At 38.8% G+C, this 24,704-nt stretch carries 17 protein-coding genes; 5 read left to right on the forward strand and 12 right to left on the reverse strand.

From position 1 onward, the window contains the following. The first annotated feature begins 54 nt into the window (after positions 1–54). On the forward strand, positions 55–1,179 hold the full coding sequence (locus tag QQK02_RS08000; protein ID WP_284207468.1) for a GNAT family N-acetyltransferase: 1,125 nt from the start codon (positions 55–57) through the stop codon (positions 1,177–1,179). Here QQK02_RS08000 and prsT read toward each other — a convergent pair. From prsT to QQK02_RS08040, 8 genes are all read right to left on the reverse strand, one after another. Further along, positions 1,165–3,822 carry an XrtA/PEP-CTERM system TPR-repeat protein PrsT gene (gene prsT, locus QQK02_RS08005; protein ID WP_284207469.1) on the reverse strand — a complete coding sequence of 886 codons (2,658 nt, stop codon included), beginning with the start codon at positions 3,820–3,822 and terminating at the stop codon, positions 1,165–1,167. The two genes, QQK02_RS08000 and prsT, sit on opposite strands and share 15 nt — an antisense overlap. Before the next feature lie 105 nt (positions 3,823–3,927). Then, positions 3,928–5,052 (reverse strand): PEP-CTERM sorting domain-containing protein, encoded by a 1,125-nt coding sequence (locus QQK02_RS08010; protein WP_284207470.1) that lies wholly within the window; start codon positions 5,050–5,052, stop codon positions 3,928–3,930. A gap of 141 nt (positions 5,053–5,193) precedes the next feature. Then, on the reverse strand, positions 5,194–6,201 hold the full coding sequence (locus QQK02_RS08015; RefSeq protein WP_284207471.1) for an NAD-dependent epimerase: 1,008 nt from the start codon (positions 6,199–6,201) through the stop codon (positions 5,194–5,196). After that, positions 6,201–7,544, reverse strand: coding sequence for a UDP-glucose dehydrogenase family protein (locus QQK02_RS08020; protein WP_284207472.1), 1,344 nt, complete (start codon positions 7,542–7,544; stop codon positions 6,201–6,203). The genes QQK02_RS08015 and QQK02_RS08020 overlap by 1 nt, the downstream gene beginning before the upstream one ends. A 140-nt stretch (positions 7,545–7,684) precedes the next feature. Then, entirely contained in the window at positions 7,685–9,034 is a 1,350-nt protein-coding gene (gene prsR / locus QQK02_RS08025; protein WP_284207473.1) for a PEP-CTERM-box response regulator transcription factor, read from the reverse strand. A gap of 29 nt (positions 9,035–9,063) precedes the next feature. Further along, the gene (gene prsK / locus QQK02_RS08030; RefSeq protein WP_284207474.1) at positions 9,064–11,097 is read right to left on the reverse strand and encodes an XrtA/PEP-CTERM system histidine kinase PrsK; all 2,034 of its coding nucleotides are present in this window, start codon (positions 11,095–11,097) and stop codon (positions 9,064–9,066) included. Further along, the gene (locus QQK02_RS08035; RefSeq protein WP_284207475.1) at positions 11,098–14,136 is read right to left on the reverse strand and encodes an efflux RND transporter permease subunit; all 3,039 of its coding nucleotides are present in this window, start codon (positions 14,134–14,136) and stop codon (positions 11,098–11,100) included. It lies immediately after the preceding gene. Between the two features lie 3 nt (positions 14,137–14,139). After that, positions 14,140–15,144 carry an efflux RND transporter periplasmic adaptor subunit gene (locus QQK02_RS08040; RefSeq protein WP_284207476.1) on the reverse strand — a complete coding sequence of 335 codons (1,005 nt, stop codon included), beginning with the start codon at positions 15,142–15,144 and terminating at the stop codon, positions 14,140–14,142. Positions 15,145–15,367: 223 nt separating this feature from the next. Here QQK02_RS08040 and QQK02_RS08045 point away from each other — a divergent pair, with 223 nt between their 5' ends. Next, positions 15,368–17,194: a DUF885 domain-containing protein gene (locus tag QQK02_RS08045; protein ID WP_284207477.1), complete on the forward strand. Its 1,827-nt coding sequence runs from the start codon at positions 15,368–15,370 to the stop codon at positions 17,192–17,194. A 277-nt stretch (positions 17,195–17,471) separates the two neighbouring features. After that, complete coding sequence (gene plsB / locus QQK02_RS08050) at positions 17,472–19,913, forward strand: glycerol-3-phosphate 1-O-acyltransferase PlsB (protein ID WP_284207478.1); 2,442 nt, start codon at positions 17,472–17,474, stop codon at positions 19,911–19,913. 110 nt (positions 19,914–20,023) lie between these two features. On the opposite strand, the gene ubiA is transcribed toward plsB, so the two are convergent. Continuing rightward, positions 20,024–20,887 (reverse strand): 4-hydroxybenzoate octaprenyltransferase, encoded by an 864-nt coding sequence (ubiA, locus tag QQK02_RS08055; RefSeq protein WP_284207479.1) that lies wholly within the window; start codon positions 20,885–20,887, stop codon positions 20,024–20,026. Next, complete coding sequence (locus QQK02_RS08060; RefSeq protein ID WP_284207480.1) at positions 20,884–21,465, reverse strand: chorismate--pyruvate lyase family protein; 582 nt, start codon at positions 21,463–21,465, stop codon at positions 20,884–20,886. The genes ubiA and QQK02_RS08060 overlap by 4 nt, the downstream gene beginning before the upstream one ends. Positions 21,466–21,572: 107 nt before the next feature. Between QQK02_RS08060 and QQK02_RS08065 the strand changes: the two genes are divergently transcribed. After that, the gene (locus QQK02_RS08065; RefSeq protein ID WP_284207481.1) at positions 21,573–22,928 is read left to right on the forward strand and encodes an MATE family efflux transporter; all 1,356 of its coding nucleotides are present in this window, start codon (positions 21,573–21,575) and stop codon (positions 22,926–22,928) included. Between the two features lie 110 nt (positions 22,929–23,038). Beyond that, positions 23,039–23,419, forward strand: coding sequence for a flagellar basal body-associated protein FliL (locus QQK02_RS08070; protein ID WP_284207482.1), 381 nt, complete (start codon positions 23,039–23,041; stop codon positions 23,417–23,419). A 55-nt stretch (positions 23,420–23,474) separates the two neighbouring features. Here the strand turns inward: QQK02_RS08070 and glpG are convergent, their stop codons facing one another. Together glpG and glpE are read right to left on the reverse strand one after the other, a co-directional pair. Beyond that, positions 23,475–24,344, reverse strand: coding sequence for a rhomboid family intramembrane serine protease GlpG (gene glpG / locus QQK02_RS08075; protein ID WP_284207483.1), 870 nt, complete (start codon positions 24,342–24,344; stop codon positions 23,475–23,477). Then, entirely contained in the window at positions 24,344–24,679 is a 336-nt protein-coding gene (gene glpE / locus QQK02_RS08080) for a thiosulfate sulfurtransferase GlpE (protein ID WP_284207484.1), read from the reverse strand. Before glpE ends, glpG begins: the two co-directional genes overlap by 1 nt. Positions 24,680–24,704 lie beyond the last annotated feature (25 nt).

Raw genomic sequence — 24,704 nt, forward strand, 5'->3', positions numbered from 1 at the left:
TTCCAACATTATCCAAAACAGATTGACTAGTTATTAACGTTCAAGTTACAAATAGTGCTAGTTCAACTGCTTGAAGTCAATGGTTTGCAAGGATATAACATTAAAAACACGATACATGATTCAAATCTAGATGTTTCTCTTATTTCTTGCCATGAAATGCCTTTCAATAAACTCAATCAAATTTGGCTTGAAATAGAGAATAATGCCGAATGTCATGTGTTTCTCTCATGGTCTTGGATTTCATGTTGGTTAAGATCATGCCCGCAAGAATATAAAATATTGCTATTTAGCGATGAAGGAAAACACAAAGGCATTGCAATTATTTTTGAGTCTAAACGAAAGCTCTTTAAGCTGCTTAATGTCAAACAATGGTTTTTAAATAGAACAGGTAATGAAAAGTACGACCAATGCTGGATTGAGTATAACGATATACTTGCTGTTAAAGGCTTTGAAAAGCAGGTCGCTGAATCATTTCAACGTTTTATTGCTTCATCAAGCCAGTTTGATGAACTTATCATTGGTATGTCCAACGATAATAGATACCAAAAAATTAATGGTTATAGCACAGAGACTCTTTTAGCTGACCAAGGCTATTTAGTGAATTTCAACGAAATAAATAACGACTATCTAGAAGAAATACCATCAAGAAATACTCGGCAAAAGATAAATAAAACTAAACGTTTACTTGAGAGCAAAGGCGATTTAGGTTTTGAAATTATTAGCGATAAAACGAAGAAACTAGGCTTACTCCCATTTATTAGTGAAAAGCATAAGAAAAAATGGGATTCCACTAAAACTCCAAGTGGTTTTAACAACCCTGTGTTTCTGAAATACTTTAAAGCATGCTTAGAATCTGATTTTTCACAATTGGCTACCCTGTCTTTAGATGGCAGGCCAATAGCCGTATTAGTTAATTACATTTATCAGCAAAATATCAATTTCTATTTATCAGCAATAAATTACGACCAACATGCTAAGTTACAACTAGGGATGCTTGTGCATTCACTTGCGATAGAACACTACAGAAAGCAAGGTTTTATAGTTTATGACTTTTTAGTGGGAGATGCTCGATATAAAAAGTCATTATCCACTGATAGTTATCAGCAGATAATGACTCGTATTTATAACAATAAGTTTTCGTTAAACTTAGAAATGAAGCTAAAGTCACTTAAAAATTAAATCATAATGTTCTTCAATTTGTTTATTTCGTGGCGCAAGCTTTCTAGCCTTGGTAATCAATTGCTTACTTTCTTCTAATTTTCCATTTTTTAATTTAATCATTGCCGCCGTATCAAAAATATCTGGGCTTTTGGCAACCAAGCTTAATGCAGTATCAATATACTCTTCGGCTTTTTGCAATTGATTTTTTTCATATAGTTGCCATGCTGCATTGTTTAACGCGATGACATTTTTAGGCTGTACCGCTAGCAATACATCATAATATTTTAGCGACAAATCAGCGTCAACAGTCATCAAAGCAGTAGCAATGAAAGATAGTATAGCCGTATCCTCCGGAGAGCCATTCAAATGCTCATCAATAAATAATTCAGCACCTGATAAGTCGTTGTTGTCAATATAGGCAGCTGCAATTAATGTCGCATATTTCGACGTTGGAAAGACCGAATAATAGGCCAGAAGTTCAGGAAGGGCGTCATTGAATTTACGCTCACTTTGAAGTACTCTTCCGTTCAGTCCTCGGTATAAATAATCAGCTTTATTGTCCGAAAATTTATTTAAAATACTTTTAGTTCTCTCTAAGTTTTTATCTTCTAATGCAAACTCACCAACCCTTATATTTAAAACAAAAGAGTCTTGATTGTCCTTCACTGCATCATTAAATACCTGTTTAGCTTTGTTTAAATCACCACTAAATTCATAAAACATGCCTAAAGCTAACCATGACTCTGCTATATTAGGTTCATATTCGACCCAAAGTTTAAAGTGATTCTCAGCTTTGTCTTGTTCTTTTGATTGAACATAGCTTTGGCCAAGCAACATCCAATACTCTTTACTATATGTAAACTCTCTACTTGGTTTTTCTTGCCCCAACGATGCAATGACTGATGAAAATTGACCGTCATTAAAAAGTGCCTGAGCTTCATATAGCTTAACATTTGGATTGTTTTTGGCCTCAGCTGGCATATTAGCAAAGTAAGTAACAGCATCTTTTTGAAGTGAAAGCGCATTTGTTAACCAAACATAACTTTTCAATAACTGAGCATTTCCCGGTTGGATATCAAGTGCCGCCGTTAAATAATTTAGCGCTTTATCAAAGTCACCGCTTTTAAGGGAGATCTCATGAGAGTAAACTAAATATTGAATATTCTGATTGTCTTGCTCATAAACTTCTTTATATAAGCTTAACGCTTGTTCTTGATTGTTAGTTTTTCGATAAAGGCTCGCTAAAATAAGCGTCGCGACTTGACTATCAGGAGCATGTTTTTGCCATTCTTTTGCAGCATTTATCGCTCGATCATACTTTTTTTCTGCAGTGAAAGCATTGATTAAAAAAACATTAGCATGTTCCAATGTTGGTTCTTGCAGAATAGCCTGTTCAAGTGTATCAATTGCATTTTCACTATTAAATGCAAGTTGAATAAGTGCCTTTTGTGATAATAGCTTAACATCAGAACTTTGATATTCATCAAGCTTATCTAAACTGGTTTTTGCCGCCGCTTTATCACCTTTTTTTAGCATTTCATATCCGGTTTTCGCTATAAAATATGCATCATCGTCGCTGCTAGGTGCTTCAACCAATGCCACCAACTTTTCGGCTTCGTCAACATTACCGTTCATCATCTCTAAAGAAATTAACAACTTCAATGCAGGGTGAGTTGGCGAAATTTTATCTTTCACAGAGATTAAGTATGAGTACGCAATCTCATATTTTGCTTGGTAATAGGCACTAACTCCAGCAAGAACACGGCTGCCGTCATCGTCAAGACCATTTTGAAGTGCTTTAGTTAAATATGATTCTGCAGACACAAAATCGCCGCGTTTATATCGACTAACGCCAATAAGGTTATTTGCTAAAGGATGATTTGGGTAAACACTAATAATCCCACTTAATTCTTTTTCAGCTTCTTCATCCTTTTCTAACTCTAACAAAGATTTGGCTATAACAAATGACACGCGATGATCATTGATAAAGCTTGTTTGGTATTCTCTGAGTAGCTCAATTGCTTGATCATATTCACCGGTAATATATGCTAGTTGGGCTTGAAAAAACTTAGCTTCTGATAATTCTGGATTACTTTCTATAATCTCATTGAGTATCGCACTAGCAGCTGAAGTATTTTCACTTTTTAATTCAGAGAAAGCACTTCCGATTCCTTGGTATACTGATTCACCCGATAAGTCGTTTAATTGTTCGAGCATATCGTTAGCTTGCTCTTCCTTTGATTCGGCTATATAACCTAGAGCAGCATATAAATAAGCTATATATTGATTATCTTGACTTAATTGAGGTAATTGTTGAGTGCCTGATATTAGTTCTTCACTTTTCCCTTGTAAGTCATAAGATTTTAATAAATTATGAAAGACAGGGTTAATATCCTGCGTTAATGTGATGAAAGTGGTGTATTCCTTTTCAGCTTCTGCTCCCATACCCTGGGTTAAATATAAATCACCCAACGCCTTTCGTAGGTTTGCAGAATTAGGATATTTAGAAAGGCCACTTTTTAATATTAGTATCGACGTTTTAGGGTCAGAAATATTTTCTTTCGCATCTATAGCATATTCATTTTCTGATTTATTAGGTGTGCATGCCATCATAAACGCTAAAATAATTGCAACACTTGAAGTTCTTTTAATTGATCTCATAAATAAAGCCAATCCATTCGCATTAGATAATTCATATTACTTGTTCACAAAAAAAAATCCAACGCATTAGCGTTGGATTTTCAAATACTTTCAATTAACTGACGATTATTTAACTTTTCTGCGTCTCGCTGCAGTTAAGCCTAATAAACCTAAACCTAATAGCGCAATTGAAGTTGGCTCTGGAACATCTTGCACTAGTCGTGAACCTAATGTTGTAGAACGTGCTAGTAAGTCGTACGAATTACCTTGGTCATCTTCACCAGCTGCACGAATCGTATCACGCACATCTCTCCACTTGTTTGTAATTTCAGCAGGAATACCATTTACACCATCTGTAGCAGGATTACCAACACAACCACCGAAAGTGCCATCTGGACAACCATTACCCATAGCTGTTACTTGAGTCGCGTTTTTACCAAACGGTGCTAAATTGTTAAGGTCGTTAACAGTACCACCATTAGCATTATCTGCATATTGCCATTGACCAGGTACTGGAGCATTAACACCTAATACGTCATCTGTGCGGAATTGACTACTTAAAGTACCTTCCCAAATACCGCCCATAGCAACTGCGTCATTAAACTCATCGCCTGCATAGTTGTAAAATAAATCGTCAGCTGCATAAGTACCAGATGCTTTCATATCTAAAACAATGTTGCTAATAGTGTTAGGCACTAAACTGTTTACGTCGTAGCTTGCACCTAACATTTTGTTGCCCGTTTCATTACCATTACCGTCGAGTTCAACAACAAATAAATTGATCATACCGTCTAAGATGTTAGCTGCTAAGCTTTCATTTGGTGTCGTACCTAAAAGAGGTAGGTCAGTTGTTCCGAAATCGTTGTAGATACCATCAGCTGAACCTAGAACACCAGCACCTAAAATAGTTGCATCAAAGTTTGTTACGATAGCCTCACCATAAATTAGGTAATCAGCCTGTAATTTCCATGTGTCACCATAGTTACTGCCGAATGCATCTGGCGTGAAACCCGTAATGTCAATTCCTAAACCGAAGTCAAAAACAAAGTCACCGTCTTCAACAAAACCGTCGCCGTCAGCATCTACATAATATGAAACAGCTTGATAGCTTTCAGTTACCATATCCGAGATTGTGATACCATTAGTACCGCTATCACCGTCCTGATCCTGATCAATTGTTACTACACCTGCAAAAGCTGATGTGCTTAACATTAATGCAGCTACTGCACTTAACTTGAATAATCCTTTCATAATAAAACCTTTTTTAATTTTGTTACGCTCTGACCTGTTAATGCATACACCGCGCCAACTTTTCAAGCCGCTGTTTTACAAGGGAAAAATAAAGATCGTTTATTCTTCAACACGATCATTGTAAAAAATATAGACACTTATTTACGCTTTATAGAAAGCTTGATACCAATCCACAAACTTAGTTACGCCAGCTTCAATCGAAGTATTCGGTTTAAAGCCAGTTATTTCAAATAAGTTATCAACATCTGCATATGTTTTATAAACATCGCCCGGTTGCATTGGCATATAATTTTTCTGTGCTTTGATATTAAGCGCGCTTTCCAGTGAATCGATAAAGCTTTCTAGCTTTACTGGATTACCATTACCTATGTTATAAACTTTATAAGGCGCAGAGCTTTGTGCTGGCGATCCTGATTCTACCGTCCAATTCTCGTCTTTTTGAGGGATAACATCTTGAATACGGATAATACCTTCAACAATATCATCAATATAAGTAAAGTCTCTGCTTAGGTTACCGTTGTTATATACGTCAATAGGTTTCCCTTCAGTAATTAGCTTGGCAAATTTAAACAACGCCATATCAGGTCTGCCCCACGGGCCATAAACAGTAAAAAATCTTAAGCCAGTTGTAGGAATACCATACAAATGGGAGTAGGTATGGGACATAAGCTCATTTGATTTTTTCGTCGCCGCATAGAGAGAAATTGGGTGATCAACGCTATCAGACGTTGAAAACGGGGTTTTACTATTTAAGCCGTATACAGAGCTAGATGATGCATAAACTAAGTGTTCAATATTGTGGTGTCGACACCCTTCTAAAATAGTTAGATGGCCTACGAGATTTGAATCGGCATAAGCCATCGGGTTATCAAGTGAATACCTAACACCGGCCTGTGCTGCCAAGTGAATAACACGCTGAAATTGTTCAGCTTCAAATAACTTAGCAACTCCCTCTCTATCGGCTAAATCTAGCTTTTGAAAACGGAAGTTTTGATATATTTCGAGCTCTTTTAACCTTGCATGTTTAAGGTTTACATCGTAATAATCATTCAAATTATCAATACCTACAACCTCATGGCCTGCTTCACATAGGCGTTTAGTCAAATAAAAACCAATAAAGCCAGCGGCACCAGTTACGAGATACTTCATTAGCCTGCCTTTTTAACACTATCGCCACGGCCAATACCGTAGTATGCAAAGCCACGATCTTTTAGTAGTTGCGGATCGTATAAGTTACGACCATCGACAATAACCTTATGATTTAGCATTGCTTCAATTAAATCAAAATCTGGTGCTCTAAACTGGCTCCACTCTGTACATACAACAAGAGCATCAGCACCTTTTAATGCTGATTCTTTGGTACCGACTAAATCAAGGCCTTGTTGAGCGCCAAATATACGCTGACATTCTTCCATTGCTTCAGGATCATATGCTTGCACTTTTGCACCTGCCTTCCATAAAGCTTTCATAAGTTCGATTGAAGATGCTTCTCGCATATCATCTGTCTTAGGTTTAAATGATAAGCCCCAAACAGCGACAGTTTTACCAGCTAAGTCACCATCAAAATAGTCATTAAGGTTTTCAAAAAGCTTCTGTTTTTGGGCGTAATTAACTTTTTCAACTGCCTCTAAAATCGAAGGTTGGTAATCTATGCCATTAGCCGTACGAATTAATGCTTGAACATCTTTAGGAAAACACGAGCCACCGTAACCACAGCCAGGGTAAATAAATTGATAGCCAATGCGAGAATCAGAGCCAATACCGTGACGAACCGCTTCAATATCGGCGCCAAGTAATTCCGCAAGGTTTGACATTTCATTCATGAATGAAATTTTTGTCGCTAACATACAATTCGCTGCATATTTAGTTAATTCAGCAGAACGTACATCCATAAATATCATACGATCGTGATTACGATTAAATGGCGCGTATAACTCACGCATAACCTTACGAGAATTTTCATTTTCTGTACCAACCACAATGCGATCTGGTTTCATACAATCACCAACCGCAGCTCCTTCTTTTAAGAACTCTGGGTTAGATACCACATCATAGTCAATATCAACTTTACGAGACGCTAATACCGATGCGACCTTTGCAGATACTTTATCTGCCGTGCCCACAGGTACAGTAGATTTATCAATAATAACCTTTGGTGAGTCCATATAAGAGGCAATCGTTTCCGCTACTGCTAAAACGTATTTTAGATCAGCTGAGCCATCTTCATCTGGCGGGGTTCCTACCGCAATAAATTGGATTTGGCCATGTGAAACACCTTCTTCAGGATTGGTTGTAAACTTCAACATGCCACTTTGGTAGGTTTCTTCAACTAGTGGTGTTAAACCTGGCTCATAAATTGGAATAATACCTTTTTTAAGGTTCTCTATTTTATTTGCATCAATATCAACACACATCACATCATGGCCGACAGACGCCAATACAGCAGCCTGAACAAGCCCAACGTAACCAATACCAAAAACTGTTACTTTCATTTATTTTTCTCTCAAAACTTTATTAATTATTCATCGCTTTGTAAGTGCGTCACTATTAAGTTACAAAGATTCCGTACAAAAACATTACGGAATGACGAATTACATGATTCCCTATAAAACCGCTAGGGAATGACACACTACTATGCATTTATCTCTAAGTTATATTTTTCAATCAAGCTATACAAGGTAGGTCTTGTAACGCCCAATAACTCAGCCGTTTTAGACATATTACCTTCTGAGAGCGCATAAGCTTTTTGTATGGCGATAGTTTCCGCAGATTCACGTACAACGCGCAAGTTTAAATCTAACGTATAATCGTCATTCACTTCATCAAAAAAACCTAAATCTAACGCCGTTACTTGAACGCCAGTACTCATGATCACGGAGCTTTTCACTTTATTTTGAAGCTCACGAATATTACCCGGCCACTGATGATTTCTTAGCGCTTTTATTGCGTCTTCAGAAAACCCTTTAGCCTTTGAATTATATTCTTGGGCATATAAGGTTAAAAAGTATTGGGCAAGTATCAAGATATCTTCTTCACGATCTCTCAGTGGTGGAATATCAAGGGTAAACTCACTAACACGATAAAATAGATCTTCACGGAAGGTTTTATCTGCCACCATTTCTTGTAGGTTTTGATTGGTTGCACAAACAACGCGTACATCAACAGAAATTTCTTGCCTGCCACCTAAACGCTCTATCTTTTTCTCTTGTAAAAAGCGCAGTAGCTTAGCTTGCAGATTAAATGGCATATCGCCAATTTCATCTAAAAATAATGTACCGCCTTCAGCACATTCTATTTTACCTTTTGTCGTTTTATGCGCGCCGGTAAACGCGCCTTTTTCAAAGCCAAATAATTCGCTTTCTAATAAGGTTTCTGGAATAGATGCACAGTTAATTGCAATAAAAGGTTTAGATTTACGATCACTTGCTAAATGCACGGCGTTTGCGGTGACTTCTTTACCTGTACCACTTTCACCGAGTAATAACGCGGTAATCGCCGTTGGCGCTATGCGCTTTACCATCATTCTTAAGCGTTCAATTGGCGCGCTGTTGCCGATAATGCCTATATCGCTACCGGCAACTGAGCGCATTTTATGATTTTCAGCTTCAATCGCAGCAAGCGTGAAAGCGCGAGAAACAATCACTTCAATGACTTCTTGGTCAATTGGTTTTTGATAAAAATCGTAGGCACCAGCCGCTATTGCCTTTAATGCATTCGTTCTATCGTCATTACCTGTAATAACAATCACTTTAGTATGAGGGGCAATAGTTAATATTTCTTGTAGGCACGCTAACCCTTCTGATGCGTTAGCTTCATCTGGCGGCAAGCCTAAATCTAACGTCACTACTTTAGGTTCAAAACGTCTTACGGCGGCTATAGCACTTTCACGATCATCAGCTAACGCTGCATCATAGTCAGATAAGCTCCATTTAAGCTGCTTTTGAATGCCTTTGTCGTCATCTACGATCAGTATTTTTTCCATGTTTATACTTGTAACCTTTTTATTTATTCTTATGCGCTATTCGGTAAACGAATAGAAAATTTACTTCCTTCACCTGGCCTACTTGTTACCACAAGTTGACCAGATAAACTCTCCGCAAATTGTTTGGCTTCGTATACGCCAATCCCCATACCAGCATTGCCTTTTGTTGTATCGAACGGCTTAAATAAGCGATTTTCAATAAAACTTTCCGTCATGCCACTGCCATGATCTTCAATTGTAATATCTACTATACCATCGTGACAACGTAACAGCACATTAACTTTTTCATCTGATTCTGATGCTTCTTGTGCATTTTGAATCAAGTGATTCAGCACTGAGGAGAGTGTTTCACCATCGACAAACATCTCTATATTTGAATGCTCTAAAAACTCTACTTTGGGTTTTCTGACGTTACACTGCTTAACCACTTTTTCAATCAGATTAACAACATTGACTGTCGATTTATCGGCGCCCATCGCTTGCTTATTTCGTAGCTGATTAAGCATTTTATCTAGCCGGGTAGTTGCCGATTCCACCGTCTCAAAAACGTCGTCTATAAAAGCGGGATTATCTCTATGCTTAACGGCATTCGCATTTATCAAGGCAAGTTGCGCCTGCACATTCTTAAGATCATGAACAAGAAAAGCAGACATACGGTTAAACGCATCAAATTGCTTTGATTCTGCAAGCCTGTCATTAGCTTCGTTCAGCGAAATATAGTTTGTTAGCTGTTTAGTAATAGCAAAAATAAGATCACGATCTTCCCAATTCAACGCTTTTTGCTCTTTACGCTCGCCAATTAAAAACAAGCCATAAAATGCTTTACCAACAAATAGCGGAATAACCAAGCTAAGCTTTTGTTGCTGACACCATGATTGATTTAAGAACAGCCCTTCATACAAATTTGGCGATTTCTGATATTCGTAAATATCGATAAGCCAACTTTGATTTTTAAAATAAAGCAAAATGTCGGCTAAGTTTTGTTGAAAATCTTCCACTTCATATTCAACCCAATCTTGCTGATATTTAATTTCTCCTTCGCGAAAGTTAATCGCCTTAACCAGCATGATACTCTCAGCATTAACTTTTTTACGAACAATCTCACACGCCATTTGGTGTGGCGACTCAGCGCTGGTTGTTTCTAACTGCTCAATAAGCTCTAACCATTCCTCGCGATATTCATATTTATTGGCGAAAAAGTTTTTAGTAATAAATACCTTTACTTGCTTCCTGAGGTTTTCTGTCATCAAAAGTGCGGCAAGTACTACCCCACCTAACACGAGAAATGAAACCGAAATCAATCGCCCCCATTCACCACCAAAATAATTAATGGCATAGCCGGCAAAAGCCATAACGAGTAGATATAAACCTGCAATTAATAACATTGAGGAATAGAAAACAACATTACGCGAAACAAACACGCGTACTTGTCCGTTTTGGATACGGCGCGTACTAATAAGTAGAAGTGGTGCAACAATAACAGCTATAAAACCACGGCTATACCAAAAGTCAAAATCAAGCTGCCCGAGCATTGATGCTTGTGCGTAAATAACGAAATCAAAAAGAGATAACGCCGCTACAGCAATAACCAGCGGCCAGATAGCCCATCGAACTTCACCGGTAGAGCTTCGATAAAGTTGTTCGAGTAGCACTAAACTCCATAAATTTAGCATGATGAACAATAGGAATAGATAACTTGTAGAAAGTCCAGCGCCGACGGTTAAGCCAAAACAGCAAAGTGTCAGTGCACTCCAAATAACAATGTATTGCCTAACATAGTGGTTTTTTAATAACTGAGAAAAAGACTTAAATTCTACGTTACAGCTAAGAATGAGGATTGACCAAGCCGCAATTTTTATCGTATCAATCGCCATTACCCATAATAGGCTATAACCAAATTCAATTTGTGCAGCAGCAACGACATTGGCACCCGCTGTTATCAGTACACAACCAATTAACCAAAGCGCCAATAAACTATTATTGCGAGCTGCAAATAATAATAAGGCAAAAACAACATACGCTAGCCCAGCAAGGGCATAACCAATAAACCCTACATACTCCATTTATTCGTCCATATTTTTAGCTTTGGTAAATAGCTCCGTTAATACGGGTACCAAGAAAAAACTTGATAGCGCAGATACACATAAACCTGAAATGATAACTATGCCTAAAGGCTGCCATAAACTACCACCAAACATGGTTAACGGTAATAAACCACCAATGGTCGTTAACGTTGTTAATAAAATAGGGGTGAATCGAGTCGCACTGGCTTGGGTTATTGCGTTGACTTTATCGTCGTCAGTTAATAAATTTCGATTGGCTGTATCAATTAAAATTATCGCGTTATTAACGACAATACCGAATAAACTAATTAAGCCGATAAACGCCATCATAGAAAACGAACTATTTGTTAAAAACAAGCCAATAGCGCTACCTGCAATTGCAAATGGAATCGAGGTAAAAATTATCATCGGCTGCAAAATAGAGCGGAACTGCAATACCAAAATAGCAAAAATACCTATTGCCGTGACTAACAATATTTGTGACAAGCCAGCAAAGTTCTCTTGGCGAGATTCTTCTTCTCCCCCTAAGTTGTAGCTCATGCCTATTGGCATATCGTAGTTATCTAAATAATTTACAACTTGCACCGTTAATTCATTAATTGAATATCCGGTGTCGGCATCCGCTGAAACTTTTGCCATTCTTAGCTTTTGATAATGGAAGAACTCTGGCTGACCTTTCATGAGTTGAATATCGGCTACTTGGCTCAACGGCAATAACTCATTGCGAATATTGCTGATATACACCTTGTCAAAACTCTCAACTTCAGGTGATTGATTTCTAACAACAATAGGATAACTTTCACCATTAGGATCGTTAAACCAGCCAACAAACGCGCCAGAAAGCACCGTTTGTAATGTCGTATCTAACCCTTGAATATTGACGTTGGCCAAGCCGGCTTTTTCATAATCAATCGCCATATTAACGATGGTATTCGCTTCGCCAATTGGGTTATCAACATTAATCATGCCTTGCTGTTTTATCATAAAGGCTTCAACGTCTTTCGCTACTCGCTCGAGATCTTTTAAGTTTTCACCCATCAAGCGCACGGTTACCGGTTTGTCAGTGACAGGCCCTTGTGTGAATTCATTGACGGTAATTTTTGCCTGATGCCAATTAGCGAACTCCTTTCGTAAATCACCGACAAAGTTGCTCATGGTGTCTTCTTTGTAGTCATTTAAGACCACAACAATTTGCCCATATTTAGACACACCACGTTTCGGCACTTGATTGTAATATATTCGAGGGTTAGCAGAGCCAACATTCAATCCAATACTTTCAACAAAATCAAAGCTATCAATATGCTTAGCTACCGCCTGCATGACCTCATTAGTGCCTTGCAATGCCGTATTAGCGGGCATTTCAATATCCACCATTACCATAGGCTTTTCTGCTTTGGGAAATAAGCTGACGCCTACTTGGCCAAATACTGAAAACATACCGACTAACGCAATAATACCAACGGCTAAGACAATGTACTTAAATCGAATCAGTTGCACTAAAACAGGCGCATAAATATTTTCCGCAAAACGATTTAGATACACTTGCAAGGTTTTAATCTTGCTGGGTTTTTGACTAAACGTTAAACGCGCTAGTAGTGGAGTAAGCGTTAACGCTAACAATAAAGACGCGAATAATACTAGAACAACGGTAACCGGCATTGAACGTAAAAAATCACCGGTAGAGCTCGATAACATCAACATCGGCAAGAAGGCAAACATCGTCGTTATTGTGCCACTAGTAATAGCCCAACCTACAATACTAGCCCCTTGAGCAGAGGCTTTCATTTTGGTTGTGCCCGGTTTAGCCATTTCTCGATGAATACTTTCAGTAACAACTATCGCGTTATCAACCAATAAACCAAGCGCAATGATCAAGCCGACTATCGACATCTGCTGTAAACCAAAGCCACTCATATCCAGCCAACCAATGGCGATCATAAAGCTTAACGGGATAACAGAGACAACGACTAGCGCTTCACGCAAACCTAAAAAGATCAGCGACATAACCCCAACAAGCACCAAGCCCTGAATTAAATTGTCAAAGAAACCGTTTACACGATATTCAACACTTTGCGCCTGCTTGAATAATGCATCTATTTGAATATCTTTCGGGATACTTTCTTTAAACAAAGCTATCTCATCATCAATCGCTTTAGTGAGATCAAAAATATTGGTATTTTCTCTTTGCTCAACAGTGATAAAAATAACCGGTTTTTCATTGTAATACGCCAAATATGACGGCTCATAATTGGTTTCGCTCACTTGAGCGATATCTTTTAGTCGTAAAACATACTCATCGTTAGTAACAATTATCGTATTTTTCAGCGACTCAACATCTGTAAAGTTACCACTGGTATTTACATTGAAACGACGGCTCGACGCATCAACAAATCCTGGCGTAATATTCAGAGCCCTACCCTGCAATACTGAATTCACATCATTTACACCAATACCGTAGTGCTGAAGCAAGTCTAAATTTAAATCGACAGCAACCACTTGCGGTGGATAGCCCCAAATATCAGATTTTCGTACCGAAGGGATCGCCTCTAAGCGTTTCTCTAACTGCTTAGCGTAAAACTCCATTGATTTATAATCAGTTGGCTCACTCCACAACGCTAGTTGCATCACCGCGACACTCTTTGGCGTCGCTTTTAAGACTAATAGCTCTTGAATACCTTCTGGTAGGGTCGGCTTTACTTCGGCAACCGCTTGTTTAATGCGGTCATAAGATAAATCAGCATCAACACCATAAATAAAGGTAACTTCTATACGAGCACCGTCATTTTTGATTTGCGCTTCAATTTTTTTGATATTTTCAATTTCAGAAAATGACGCTTCAATAGGGTCAACCACTAAGGTTTCGATATCTGCTGGAGACGCGCCAGGATAAACAATCTCCAACAAGGTGATCGGCATATCAAATTGCGGATCTTCCGAGCGCGGCATCGTGAGATAAGAAACAAGGCCCAAAAGCACCATTAAAATAATAACGGTCAGCGTAAATTGCGCGTTTTTTAAGGCAACTAAAGGTAACTTCATGGGCTACTTCACCACATCTAAATGTTGCCATCCACGAACAACCACCTCAAGTTTTGGCTGGTTGCTGGTCGCCGTTAAGTAAATATATTGGTTATCGAGTTTATAAATACGAAATGACTGATGACTCACGTTATCACCAGATTTAGTCATAATAATAGCTTCACCACTATCATCTATCGCAACCAAAGCGTCAATTGGTAAACGATATACCGAGTCGTTAGAAGCAATATCAATAGTTACTTGAGCAATTTGCCCTGCAACGACACCTTGTTCAAGTACTAATTTTGGCAATAAAACATCGACTAAAAACAAGTTATTTGCCGTATTGGCCATCATCGGAACTTTACTAATTTCACCAATCACTTTACCTAAACTCGGCAGTAATACATCGACTTGTTGACCTAGCCTTACTTGTGAAATTTCGCTATCGGTTAGTGCTATTTTTACCACCCAGTTTTTTTCTAGCGCGGCAACACTCAATGCAGGAGTACCAGGAGACTGTAATTCGCCAAGATCGGTATGGCGGCTTAACACCACGCCGTTATAGGGGGCAAAAATTTTCGCTTTTTCTAGATTGTAATAGGCTGCTTGGTAAACATTACGAATGGTTTCAACATTTGTTTGTGCCAAATCTAATTCTTGTTCTGTATTAAGCTCTTTTTCGAATAAATCCTTAGCACGATTATATTCTCTTTTAGCTTGCATTAACTCAGCGAAACGACGGTTTTTTTCCGCTTTTAATTCTTCATTATCAAGGGCAGCCAATAGCGTACCTTTTTCAAAGTAGTCACCTTCATCTACCGCTAAATAATCAAGGTATCCGCTTGCTTTAAACGATAAATTAGCCGTTTTCTTAAAGCCTAAACGGCCTGTTCGGGTAATTGATTGCTGATACGGTTGAACCTCTATTTGTTCAACTGCATAGTTTTGCGCGAGAGACCCATTAGCCCCTCCTAGCCAACAAAGAAAAAATATGGCTACCAAGAATAACGATTTGAAAATATTCATCTGCTTACTAAGTGCTTTAACCATAAAGTAATTATAGTAAATACTTTAGGCTTATTAACAATTAAAGTACATCAAATTTACGTTAAATCCCGATTAAAAGTTACGCCAAAAACAAGCGTTATATTTACTAACAATTATCCTCTTTAGAAAATGGCTTACGACTAGTGCTAATTCAGGGCACGTGTTAACGTAATAAAGTAAAAATAAACACAAGGAAAACAAGATGATAAAAACAATATTTAAACGTCTTGGTCAGCTACTCTTACTAGTGGTTGTCTTGGCCGGCAGTTTTGCCGCCCATGAATGGTATGCCCAAAAACCATTTATGTTTAGAGCGTTTCTCGACCGTACCATGGTAAAAATGGCATTTGATAGCCCTGAAACCTTAACATCACTTGGCTTTTTAGAGTCGATGGGCATTAAAGGTCATAATGCTGAACTTGATGATGACCGCCCAGAAAAAGGTGATGAACTTTTTGCACAAGTAGAGCAAATTCATCAAACATTGCTAACTTACCAAGATGAAGACTTAAGCGAAGATGACCAATTATCAAAAGAAATTGCCTTGTATTTGCTTGAATTTGCCGACACAGCGAAGGCATTTCGATACCATAATTACCCAGTTAACCAATTGTTCGGTATACAAAATGGTTATCCAAGTTTTATGGAAGCACAGCATCAAGTAAACGATGTTGAAGACGCAGAAAACTATTTATCTCGCCTACAAAAAGTCAAAGTAAAGTTTGAGCAAAACCTACAAGGGCTAAAAATTAGAGAAGACAAAGGTATCATCCCTCCACGTTTTGTCATTGATCGTGTATTAGAGGAAATGACTACCTTTGTTGAAACGCCGGTAGAAGAAAACATTCTCTATACATCACTTGAACGTAAAATTGATGAAGCAGAAGATTTCCCTGCAGAAGAAAAAGGTAGAATTTTAGCTTCAGCACAGGAAAACATTACTCAATTCGTACATCCTGCTTATCAACTGTTTATAGACTACTTCACAAAACTAGCGACCAAAGCGACGACTGACGATGGTTTCTGGCGATTGCCACAAGGTGATGAAGCGTATCGTCAATCGTTGAAATTTTTTACAACGACCGATTATACGCCTGACCAAATTCACCAAACTGGTTTAGTGGAAGTTGATCGTATTCAAAGTGAAATTTTGACAATTCTGGCTAGCGAGGGCTACAACGCAAGTAATGGTTTTACCGCCGCAATTGATGAACTTGCAGCCGATGAAAGTCAGTACTATGCAGATTCTGACGAAGGTCGCGCGCAAATCCTTGAAGATTATCAAAAAATCTTAGACGAAATAGAAGCAGACATCGACAATGCCTTTAGAATTCGACCAAAAGCAGGCATGGAAGTTGTGCGTATTCCTGAATTTAAAGAAAAAACTTCACCAGGTGCTTACTATCAACAACCTGCAATTGACGGTTCACGACCAGGTCGTTTCTTTGCTAATTTATATGACATTAAAGCGACGCCAAAATACAGCATGCGCACCCTTGCCTACCATGAAGGTATTCCAGGCCATCACTTCCAAATTGCTATCGCGATGGAATTAGAGGGCATGCCATTATTTAGACGAATGTCGCCATTTACCGCTTACACTGAAGGCTGGGCGCTTTATACAGAACAAGTTGCTTGGGAGCTAGGTTTTCAAGACAACCCGCTAGATAATGTTGGCCGACTACAAGCTGAATTATTTAGAGCAGTGCGCTTAGTGGTAGATACCGGTATTCACGCTAAACGCTGGACACGTGAGCAAGCAATTAACTACATGAAAGCCAATACAGGTATGGCAGAAAGTGACGTAATTTCGGAAATTGAGCGTTACATCGTTATGCCAGGTCAAGCAACCTCATACAAAACAGGCATGATGAAAATTTTAGAGCTGAGAACTAAAGCACAAAATGCCTTAGGTGATGAGTTTGATTTACGTGATTTTCATGATGTTGTGCTGAAAAATGGCGCGGTGCCACTAGCTATTTTAGAGCGTTTAATTGATAACTACATTGCTGAAAAGCAAGCGGGTTAATGATCGTGTAAACAATAATGTCATTGACGTACTAACAATAATGTCATCACAATACCGTCATTCCCGCATTCACAATACCGTCATTCCCGCATGTTGTTAGCGGGAATCCCACTTAAAAAGATCCCGTGTAAAAACATCACGGGATGACGAGATTTGGAAACACCCTCATCTCGGGATGACGAGATTTAATAAAGACATAAACGTTAACATCACAACAAAAGACAAAGCTTTTTCTTAGTGCTAAAATATCGGTTCTGATAATATAAAGCGATACAACATGTTAGCACTGCGTTCATTATTTTATTTATTATTAACACTACCGATAAAACTACTGGTTAAATGCAAAATTGTTCCTGACGATTTTGTCACCTCAGGCAGTGTAAAAACAGATAAACCTATTTTTTATGTCATTCGACATCAATCGGCGAGTGATCTTCTGTCACTACAAAAGGCATGTAAGCAGCTTAATCTCCCAGATCCTCTTGAACATGTTGAAATCAAAGGTCAAACGTTTAATAGAACACTTTGTATTGATAAACCAACGCCACTATTTAAATGGCGAACAGTTGGTAAAACCAATGCTATTGAGCAAGGGTTAAACCTCCTAAAAGAGCATCAAGAAGATAGTTCGCAAGAAGCTCAACTCATTCCAGTAAATTTAACTTGGGGTCGAGCGCCAACAGTTGAAAAAAATAACGCGAACGTTGGCACCATTTTGGCGGATCAAGAGTCACCAAATTGGTTACGTAAGTTTTTCATCGTATTATTTTTAGGTCGTCATACCTTAGTTCGTTTTTCAAACCCTGTTTCTTTGCGTTATATGGCGGACAAACATGGTAGTGATGAAGACACAGCACATAAGTTATTGCGTGTGGCACGTTTTCATTTTCACCGACAAACCATCGCTGCTACAGGCCCTCGCTTAATGGATCGTGAGCAAATGTTCACTGCACTATTTGCTAACCCTTCAATAAAGCGCGTTATTGCTGACGAAGCTAAATCGAAAAACCTACCCGTTGAAAAAGTGAAAAAACAAGCTAAAGCAATGATGTATGAAATTGCTGGAGACTATCGTGAATCAATGATTCGCGTTGGTGAACGTATGCTTGGTTGGTTATTTAACCGTTTGTATAACAAAATCAACGTAGAAAATACCGATGTATTAAGACAAGCAGCCGAAGACGGCAATGAAATAATCTATGTACCGTGTCATCGCTCTCATATGGATTACTTGCTACTTACCTACGTTATTTATCACCAAGGCTTAGTAACGCCGCGTATCGCAGCAGGTATCAACTTAAACTTCTGGCCTGCTGGCCCAATTTTCAGGAAAGCTGGCGCATTTTTTATTCGCCGTAGTTTTGGCGGTAACCGCTTATATTCCGCTATTTTTAGAGAATATTTAGGTTTACTTTTTGATCGTGGTTATTCGGTAAAATACTACACCGAAGGTGGTCGCAGCCGAACAGGTCGATTGCTATCTCCCAAAACCGGTATGCTCGCGATGACAATCCAAAGCTTACTGCGTGGTATTGATAGACCGCTGACTTTAGTGCCTGTTTATATTGGTTACGAACATGTTATGGAAGTTGCCACCTATCACAAAGAATTAAGCGGTAGTAAAAAGAAGAATGAATCGATCTTAGGTGTGTTAAAAGCCGTTAAGAATCTACGCAATTATGGTAAGGGCTTTGTCAATTTTGGCGAACCGATTCATTTAAACCAATATTTAAACCAACATGTACCTGCATGGAAAGATGATATTGACCCTATCGACCCACAAAAACCTAGTTGGTTAACACCTACCGTTAATGGTTTAGGTGATGTGGTGATGACCAAAATCAACAAGAGTGCGGCACTTAACGCCGTTTCACTGACAGGTTTAATATTGCATGCAACCGATAACCAAGCACTATCTCAAGGCGAGCTTGAAGCGCAAATGGACTTTTTCTTGTCGATGGCAAGAACAGCTCCGTATAGTGAATTAGTAACCATTCCTGAAGAGTCGGGGCATGAATTAGTTAAAGACTTAATTTCTCTAAATAAAGTCACCGTTGATAAAGATAGCTTAGGCGCTTACTTGTCTCTCAATGAGAAACAATCTTTAGAGATGCGCTATTATCGCAATAATATTCTACATACCTATTTATTACCTTCTTTAGTATGTCGAATTTTAGATAGCCACCACAAAATTTCACATCAAGAATTAGTCGAACAAGTTCAACTCATTTGGCCATTGCTTAAATCTGAGTTTTTCTTATGGCAAGACGCAGATACATTAGCTTCGCAAATTGACCAAGTGTTAAATGCATTAGCATCACAAGGGATTGCTAAATCTACCAAAGCAGGTTTTTGGTCATTAACGGAAGATGTATGTATGAAAGCGTATGTACAAATTATGAGTGATGTAATCGACGAAACCATGCAACGCCTTGTTATTGTCAGTCAGTTAACATCACGATTAGCACCGATTGCCAAGAAAACGCTAGAGCAAAACATGGTATCGATCGCTAATCGACTATCCATTTTGAATAATATTAATGCCCCTGAGTTTGTTGATAAAAAGGCACAGTCAGCCTTAATTATGGCGATGAAAGACAATGGCTATATGCATGTTTCAGACGATAACGAACTCGTGGCTGAACCGAGCTTGCAGGCGCTTAAAAAGGTAGTAAGTAATTTAGTGAGTATTGATGTGTTGCAAAGTATTACGCGTTAATCAATGATATAAAATGAAAAAGGCAACTTTAATCGTAAGTTGCCTTTTACCTTAGAAAACATTAACAACAATCTGTATTGAAAGATTAATCGGGTTTATAGCGTTACTTGTTAGAAATACTCGATTAAAATGGCAACAAAAATAATCATGCCAACAAAGTGATTGTTTAAAAAGGCTGCAAAGCACTTGTCACGGTTACGATCAACAATCAACATTTGCTGATAACAGAAAAAACCCGCGGCAATAATCAAACTTAAATGAAACGGCCAACCAAACGCTAGAAGCTCGCCTGCACTATATAGCAAACCTAAGGTTAAAATCTGCAAAAAGCCGATAATTTTCTTATCATTTTCACCAAATAAAATCGCTGTAGATTTTACGCCAATTCGTAAATCATCATCACGGTCTACCATCGCATACATCGTATCGTAAGCAACAGTCCAGGTAAGGTTAGCAAAAAACAAAAACCAAGCAGCTAAAGGGATGTAGCCCATCACTTCCGCAAACGCCATGATCATGCCCCAGCTAAAGGCAGCGCCCAATACAACTTGCGGCAAATTCGTGTAGCGCTTCATAAAGGGGTACAGGGTCGCTAAAAATACTGCGATAAAAGACAGCTGTATCGTGTACCAAGATAATGAGGTGACCAAACCAAAGGCAGCAGCCAGTAAACAAACAAACAACAAAATGGCTTGCTCTGGAGAAATAAGGCCCGTAACGAGTGGGCGCTGATTGGTTCTTTTTACTTCACCATCTACCTTGCGATCGGCAAAGTCATTAATCACACAACCAGCACTGCGCATTAGGAACACGCCTAACGTAAAAACAAACAGTAAATGCAATGAAGGAAAACCTTCAGCAGCTATCCATAGCGCCCAGTACGTTGGCCATAACAGTAAATAAGTACCAATAGGCTTATCAATTCGGGTAATTTGCTTTATGCCTTGCCAGCGTTGAGATAGCGTATAACTCATGATGTCGTCTCGCTTTTAGCTTGGTAGGCTAACGCACCGGGTAGAAAAACTTCGGCGACTAAAAAAGGTTTGTTGTTAACTAAAAACGTTGAACGTCTGCCCCAAAATTCCATTTCTTTTGATAACCCTAACGTGTCGTTTAACTGTGACAACTTACTTGTTGCGGAAAACTTAGCAACTTGCAGTGCTTTTCGCTTCAATGTTGGTGAATTGAAAATAACTTGGCCAAGTGGTTGCTCTCCTAACTCGGCAAGTACTTTTTGCTCCCCCGTTAAACTGGTTAATGGTAACAAACTGCGGGCAAAAACTTGAGGCTGGTCGTCACAATACAGAATCACTTCCCGCACTAATACACGATCACCTGCCTTTACATAAACACATGCTTCATGCTCATCACAGTAAGTGATTTGTTGACCTAGTACTTCTAAACGGAATGTCTTAGCATTTGCTTTTAATCGCGCCGTTAAAGAACTTTCATCTAGCAGCCAATCTTTAACATACGTATTCACCGCTTCGGGAACAGTATCTTGCCAGTTAGCATTTAGGTTAATCGGGAATAAGTGTTGTAAACTACTCATATTCAGCAACATTAAATTTATCTAGCGCGTATAATAACAGTCTGAAAATCTGAGTCTACGACACCAACCTTTATATTAACCGAATTTTTCTGGAGACGTTTCTTTACATGTCTTGGCTGAACACTGCTTCTCTAAAAGCGAGCTTAAAGCTGGCTTGGCCTATTTCACTGCAAAACACGCTCATTACCCTATTGGGTATGGTAGACGTGATGATGGTCAGTCATCTTGGCGATGCTGCCGTTGCTGCTGTTGGCTTAGGTAACCGTATTCAGTTTGTCGTACTGGTCATAATTATGGGGCTTGCTTGGGGTGTTGGCATTTTAGTCGCTCAATATTGGGGGGCCCAACAGCAGGAAAAAATTCGACGCACCGTATTAATGGGGGCATTTATTGGCGTCTTCGCCATGATTCCGATCGTAATCGCTTTTTTCTATTTTGCCGACGATGTTATCGCCATTGGTAGTGAAGATAGTGAGGTAATAGCTTTAGGGCAAAGTTACCTATGGATCACCATGCCAAGCCTGTGCTTAATTGCCGTTATTATGGTGTTAGAGAACGCCTTAAGAAGTATTAATCAAGTTCGGCTACCTATGGTATTAAGCGCCATTGCTATTGCCATCAACATAGTACTAAATTATTGGTTAATTAACGGTGGCTTGGGGATACCTGCGCTCGGTGTAGATGGCGCAGCCCTTGCAACAACAATATCAAGAGCCATACATTTATTAATTCTCATTTATGTACTGATCAAAGTACTACACCCAATTGTTCCACACATGGATGACATCAAACTTCTTTCTCAAAAAGGGCCTTGGTGGAAACTGCTTAAAATAGTCTGGCCTATGATGTTCAGCTTTGGCGTTTGGTCATTAGGTACATTTGTCTACCAACTAATTTATGGCCAAATGGGTACAAAGGAATTGGCTGTTATGAGCCTATTGTCACCTATTGAGGGCATGTATATTTCTTTATTTTTTGGTTTTGCTAGTGCCTGCGCAATCATGGTTGGGCAAAAGCTTGGGGCAGATCAATATGATGAAGCTTGGGTAACGGCACGAAGTTTTATTACACTAGCGCCAATGGTAGGCCTTGCACTGGGCGTTTTACTTTACATGGCAAAGGCTTGGGTTTTCATTCCTTTTGCTGATTTACCAGCTGAAACTTTGACCCTTGCAAGTGATGTTTTCTTAATTATTGGTCTAGGCGCTTGGATCAAAATAACCAACATGACCCTAGCGATGGGAGTGTTAAGGGCAGGAGGCGAAACCAAGGCCTGTCTTTATATCGATATCATCGGTATGTGGATTGTCAGTATTCCATTAACCTATTACTGTGCTTTCCACCTGAATTTACCATTATTTTGGGTAGCGCTAGCAGCATACTCAGAGGAAGTAACTAAATCCTTCCTGTTTTTATGGCGAGTATTACAGAAGAAATGGATGCGCAATTTAGCTAAAGCATAACACCTATTTGCCGATAGTTAATGAGCATTAGATGTAAATAGTACCTGACCATTGCGTTAAATCAGGTTATGATCCACATTATTATCATGAGTTAACAAAGTTTCTAGATTATGAAAAAACTGATTTCTTGTTTGTTACTATTATCCTGCCTAACCTCTGCCAAAGCGGCTGAATATGCGTATTACGGCTTTGAACCCGATATAGTGACTAACTATGTTTCTTCTCAAAAGAAAATGGGCTTTGTACGACTAACAGTAGAGCTAATGATTGAAGGCACATCAAACTTAGAATTAGTTGAGCATCATTCGCCATTATTGCGTGACGCGATTATTACGGTAATCGGACAGCAACCAGAAGAAAAAATTAAATCTATTCGTGGTCGTAGCGAAATTCAAAAACTGTGTGAAGATCGCGTCAAAGAATTACTATCGAAAGAAACAGGCCAGCCATTAGTTAAGAAATTACTTTTTACTCAATGGTTAGATAATTAGGGGCTGTTAAACCAAATCATACTAAAAGGCAGCTGTTAAGCTGCCTTTTTTGTTTTTACTTGTTCTGTGCTTGCTTATGTCTTATCGAATACAAATAAGCTAAAAAGCAACCGCTGAGCAAGCCGGTTAAATGTGCTGTATTAGCCACATTCACTGGCAGTAAGTCGACAAAACCTAGTAATAACCAAACCAGTAACATGCCGATCACCGGCTTAGATAAATTCAGTCCTTTTTCTGGCATTAAATAGCCCATCCACCAAACATAACCAACAACAGCATAAACAACGCCAGATAAACCACCAAAATTAGGGCCGGATACATAAAATTGGCTGACATTAGACACAATAGCGCTAACGAAAAAAACGAGTACTAGATGGCGTATACCTTGCGTTTTTTCAATTGCACCACCTAGTTGCCACCACCACATTGTATTGAATGCGATATGTAACAGGGAAAAGTGAAACAATGCTGGCGTAAACAAACGGTGAGGAGCTGAAAGAACGCTTTCGACAGACAAAGACGAATAAAACTTCAAACTATTAAACATATCCATGGCAAAGCCAAAAACACTAAGCCCATAAACAAGCCAACATGCGATGAACACCGTTAAGGTCACCATACCTGCATGTGCTAGAAAATTACGTTTAAAAACAGTCAGCAAATTATCATTTGAATCAGTAAGCTCTGTGACCTTGCCTTGATGCCAAGCAGCTTGCTGATATTTATCGTGATGAGGGTTTTGAATAAAGGCTTCAAACAGTGCCTTTGCGTGATCATGCAATTCTCGATCACATAAAATCACATAACCCTTATCTGATTGCGCTACTTGAGCCGCAATCTTTTTGCTTTTCAAATAGTCACAAAACACCAAGGCAATATTTTGCTGATTAACTTCAACAAGTGGTGTTAATTCAGCATTCATCATTATTTTTCTACCTGCTCTGGGCACATTGTTTGCCACATCTCAAAACCACCATCTAAAGAATAGACATCTGAGAAGTCTTGACTGGCAAGAAATTGTGCTGCTTGTTGGCTAGAAATGCCGTGATAACAGCAAACAACCGTTGGTTTATCAAGGTCTGCATCACGGATGAAGTCACCTAAGTTGTCGTTGGTTAAATGCAGCGCGTGATCAATACGACCATTAGCAAATGCATTTGCATCACGAATATCAACAATAACAACCTCTTCATTTACCAAACGTGTTTTTAACGTGTCGGCAGTAATATGTTGAAAAGTATCAGCGGGAGTTGAGGACATTACATCACCTAAAAATTCAAAATTA

It is taken from the genome of Thalassotalea eurytherma (genome assembly GCF_030161415.1).
GTDB classification, from domain to species: Bacteria; Pseudomonadota; Gammaproteobacteria; order Enterobacterales; family Alteromonadaceae; genus Thalassotalea_G; species Thalassotalea_G eurytherma.

Excerpts from the sequence above, each read along its gene's own strand:
- prsT (WP_284207469.1), bottom strand. The coding sequence starts at position 3,822 with ATGAGATCAATTAAAAGAACTTCAAGTGTTGCAATTATTTTAGCGTTT.
- QQK02_RS08040 (WP_284207476.1), bottom strand. The coding sequence starts at position 15,144 with ATGAATATTTTCAAATCGTTATTCTTGGTAGCCATATTTTTTCTTTGT.
- QQK02_RS08035 (WP_284207475.1), bottom strand. The coding sequence starts at position 14,136 with ATGAAGTTACCTTTAGTTGCCTTAAAAAACGCGCAATTTACGCTGACC.
- ubiA (WP_284207479.1), bottom strand. The coding sequence starts at position 20,887 with ATGAGTTATACGCTATCTCAACGCTGGCAAGGCATAAAGCAAATTACC.
- QQK02_RS08065 (WP_284207481.1), top strand. The coding sequence starts at position 21,573 with ATGTCTTGGCTGAACACTGCTTCTCTAAAAGCGAGCTTAAAGCTGGCT.
- QQK02_RS08010 (WP_284207470.1), bottom strand. The coding sequence starts at position 5,052 with ATGAAAGGATTATTCAAGTTAAGTGCAGTAGCTGCATTAATGTTAAGC.
- glpE (WP_284207484.1), bottom strand. The coding sequence starts at position 24,679 with ATGTCCTCAACTCCCGCTGATACTTTTCAACATATTACTGCCGACACG.
- QQK02_RS08070 (WP_284207482.1), top strand. The coding sequence starts at position 23,039 with ATGAAAAAACTGATTTCTTGTTTGTTACTATTATCCTGCCTAACCTCT.
- QQK02_RS08015 (WP_284207471.1), bottom strand. The coding sequence starts at position 6,201 with ATGAAGTATCTCGTAACTGGTGCCGCTGGCTTTATTGGTTTTTATTTG.
- plsB (WP_284207478.1), top strand. The coding sequence starts at position 17,472 with ATGTTAGCACTGCGTTCATTATTTTATTTATTATTAACACTACCGATA.
- QQK02_RS08020 (WP_284207472.1), bottom strand. The coding sequence starts at position 7,544 with ATGAAAGTAACAGTTTTTGGTATTGGTTACGTTGGGCTTGTTCAGGCT.
- prsR (WP_284207473.1), bottom strand. The coding sequence starts at position 9,034 with ATGGAAAAAATACTGATCGTAGATGACGACAAAGGCATTCAAAAGCAG.
- QQK02_RS08045 (WP_284207477.1), top strand. The coding sequence starts at position 15,368 with ATGATAAAAACAATATTTAAACGTCTTGGTCAGCTACTCTTACTAGTG.
- glpG (WP_284207483.1), bottom strand. The coding sequence starts at position 24,344 with ATGATGAATGCTGAATTAACACCACTTGTTGAAGTTAATCAGCAAAAT.
- prsK (WP_284207474.1), bottom strand. The coding sequence starts at position 11,097 with ATGGAGTATGTAGGGTTTATTGGTTATGCCCTTGCTGGGCTAGCGTAT.
- QQK02_RS08060 (WP_284207480.1), bottom strand. The coding sequence starts at position 21,465 with ATGAGTAGTTTACAACACTTATTCCCGATTAACCTAAATGCTAACTGG.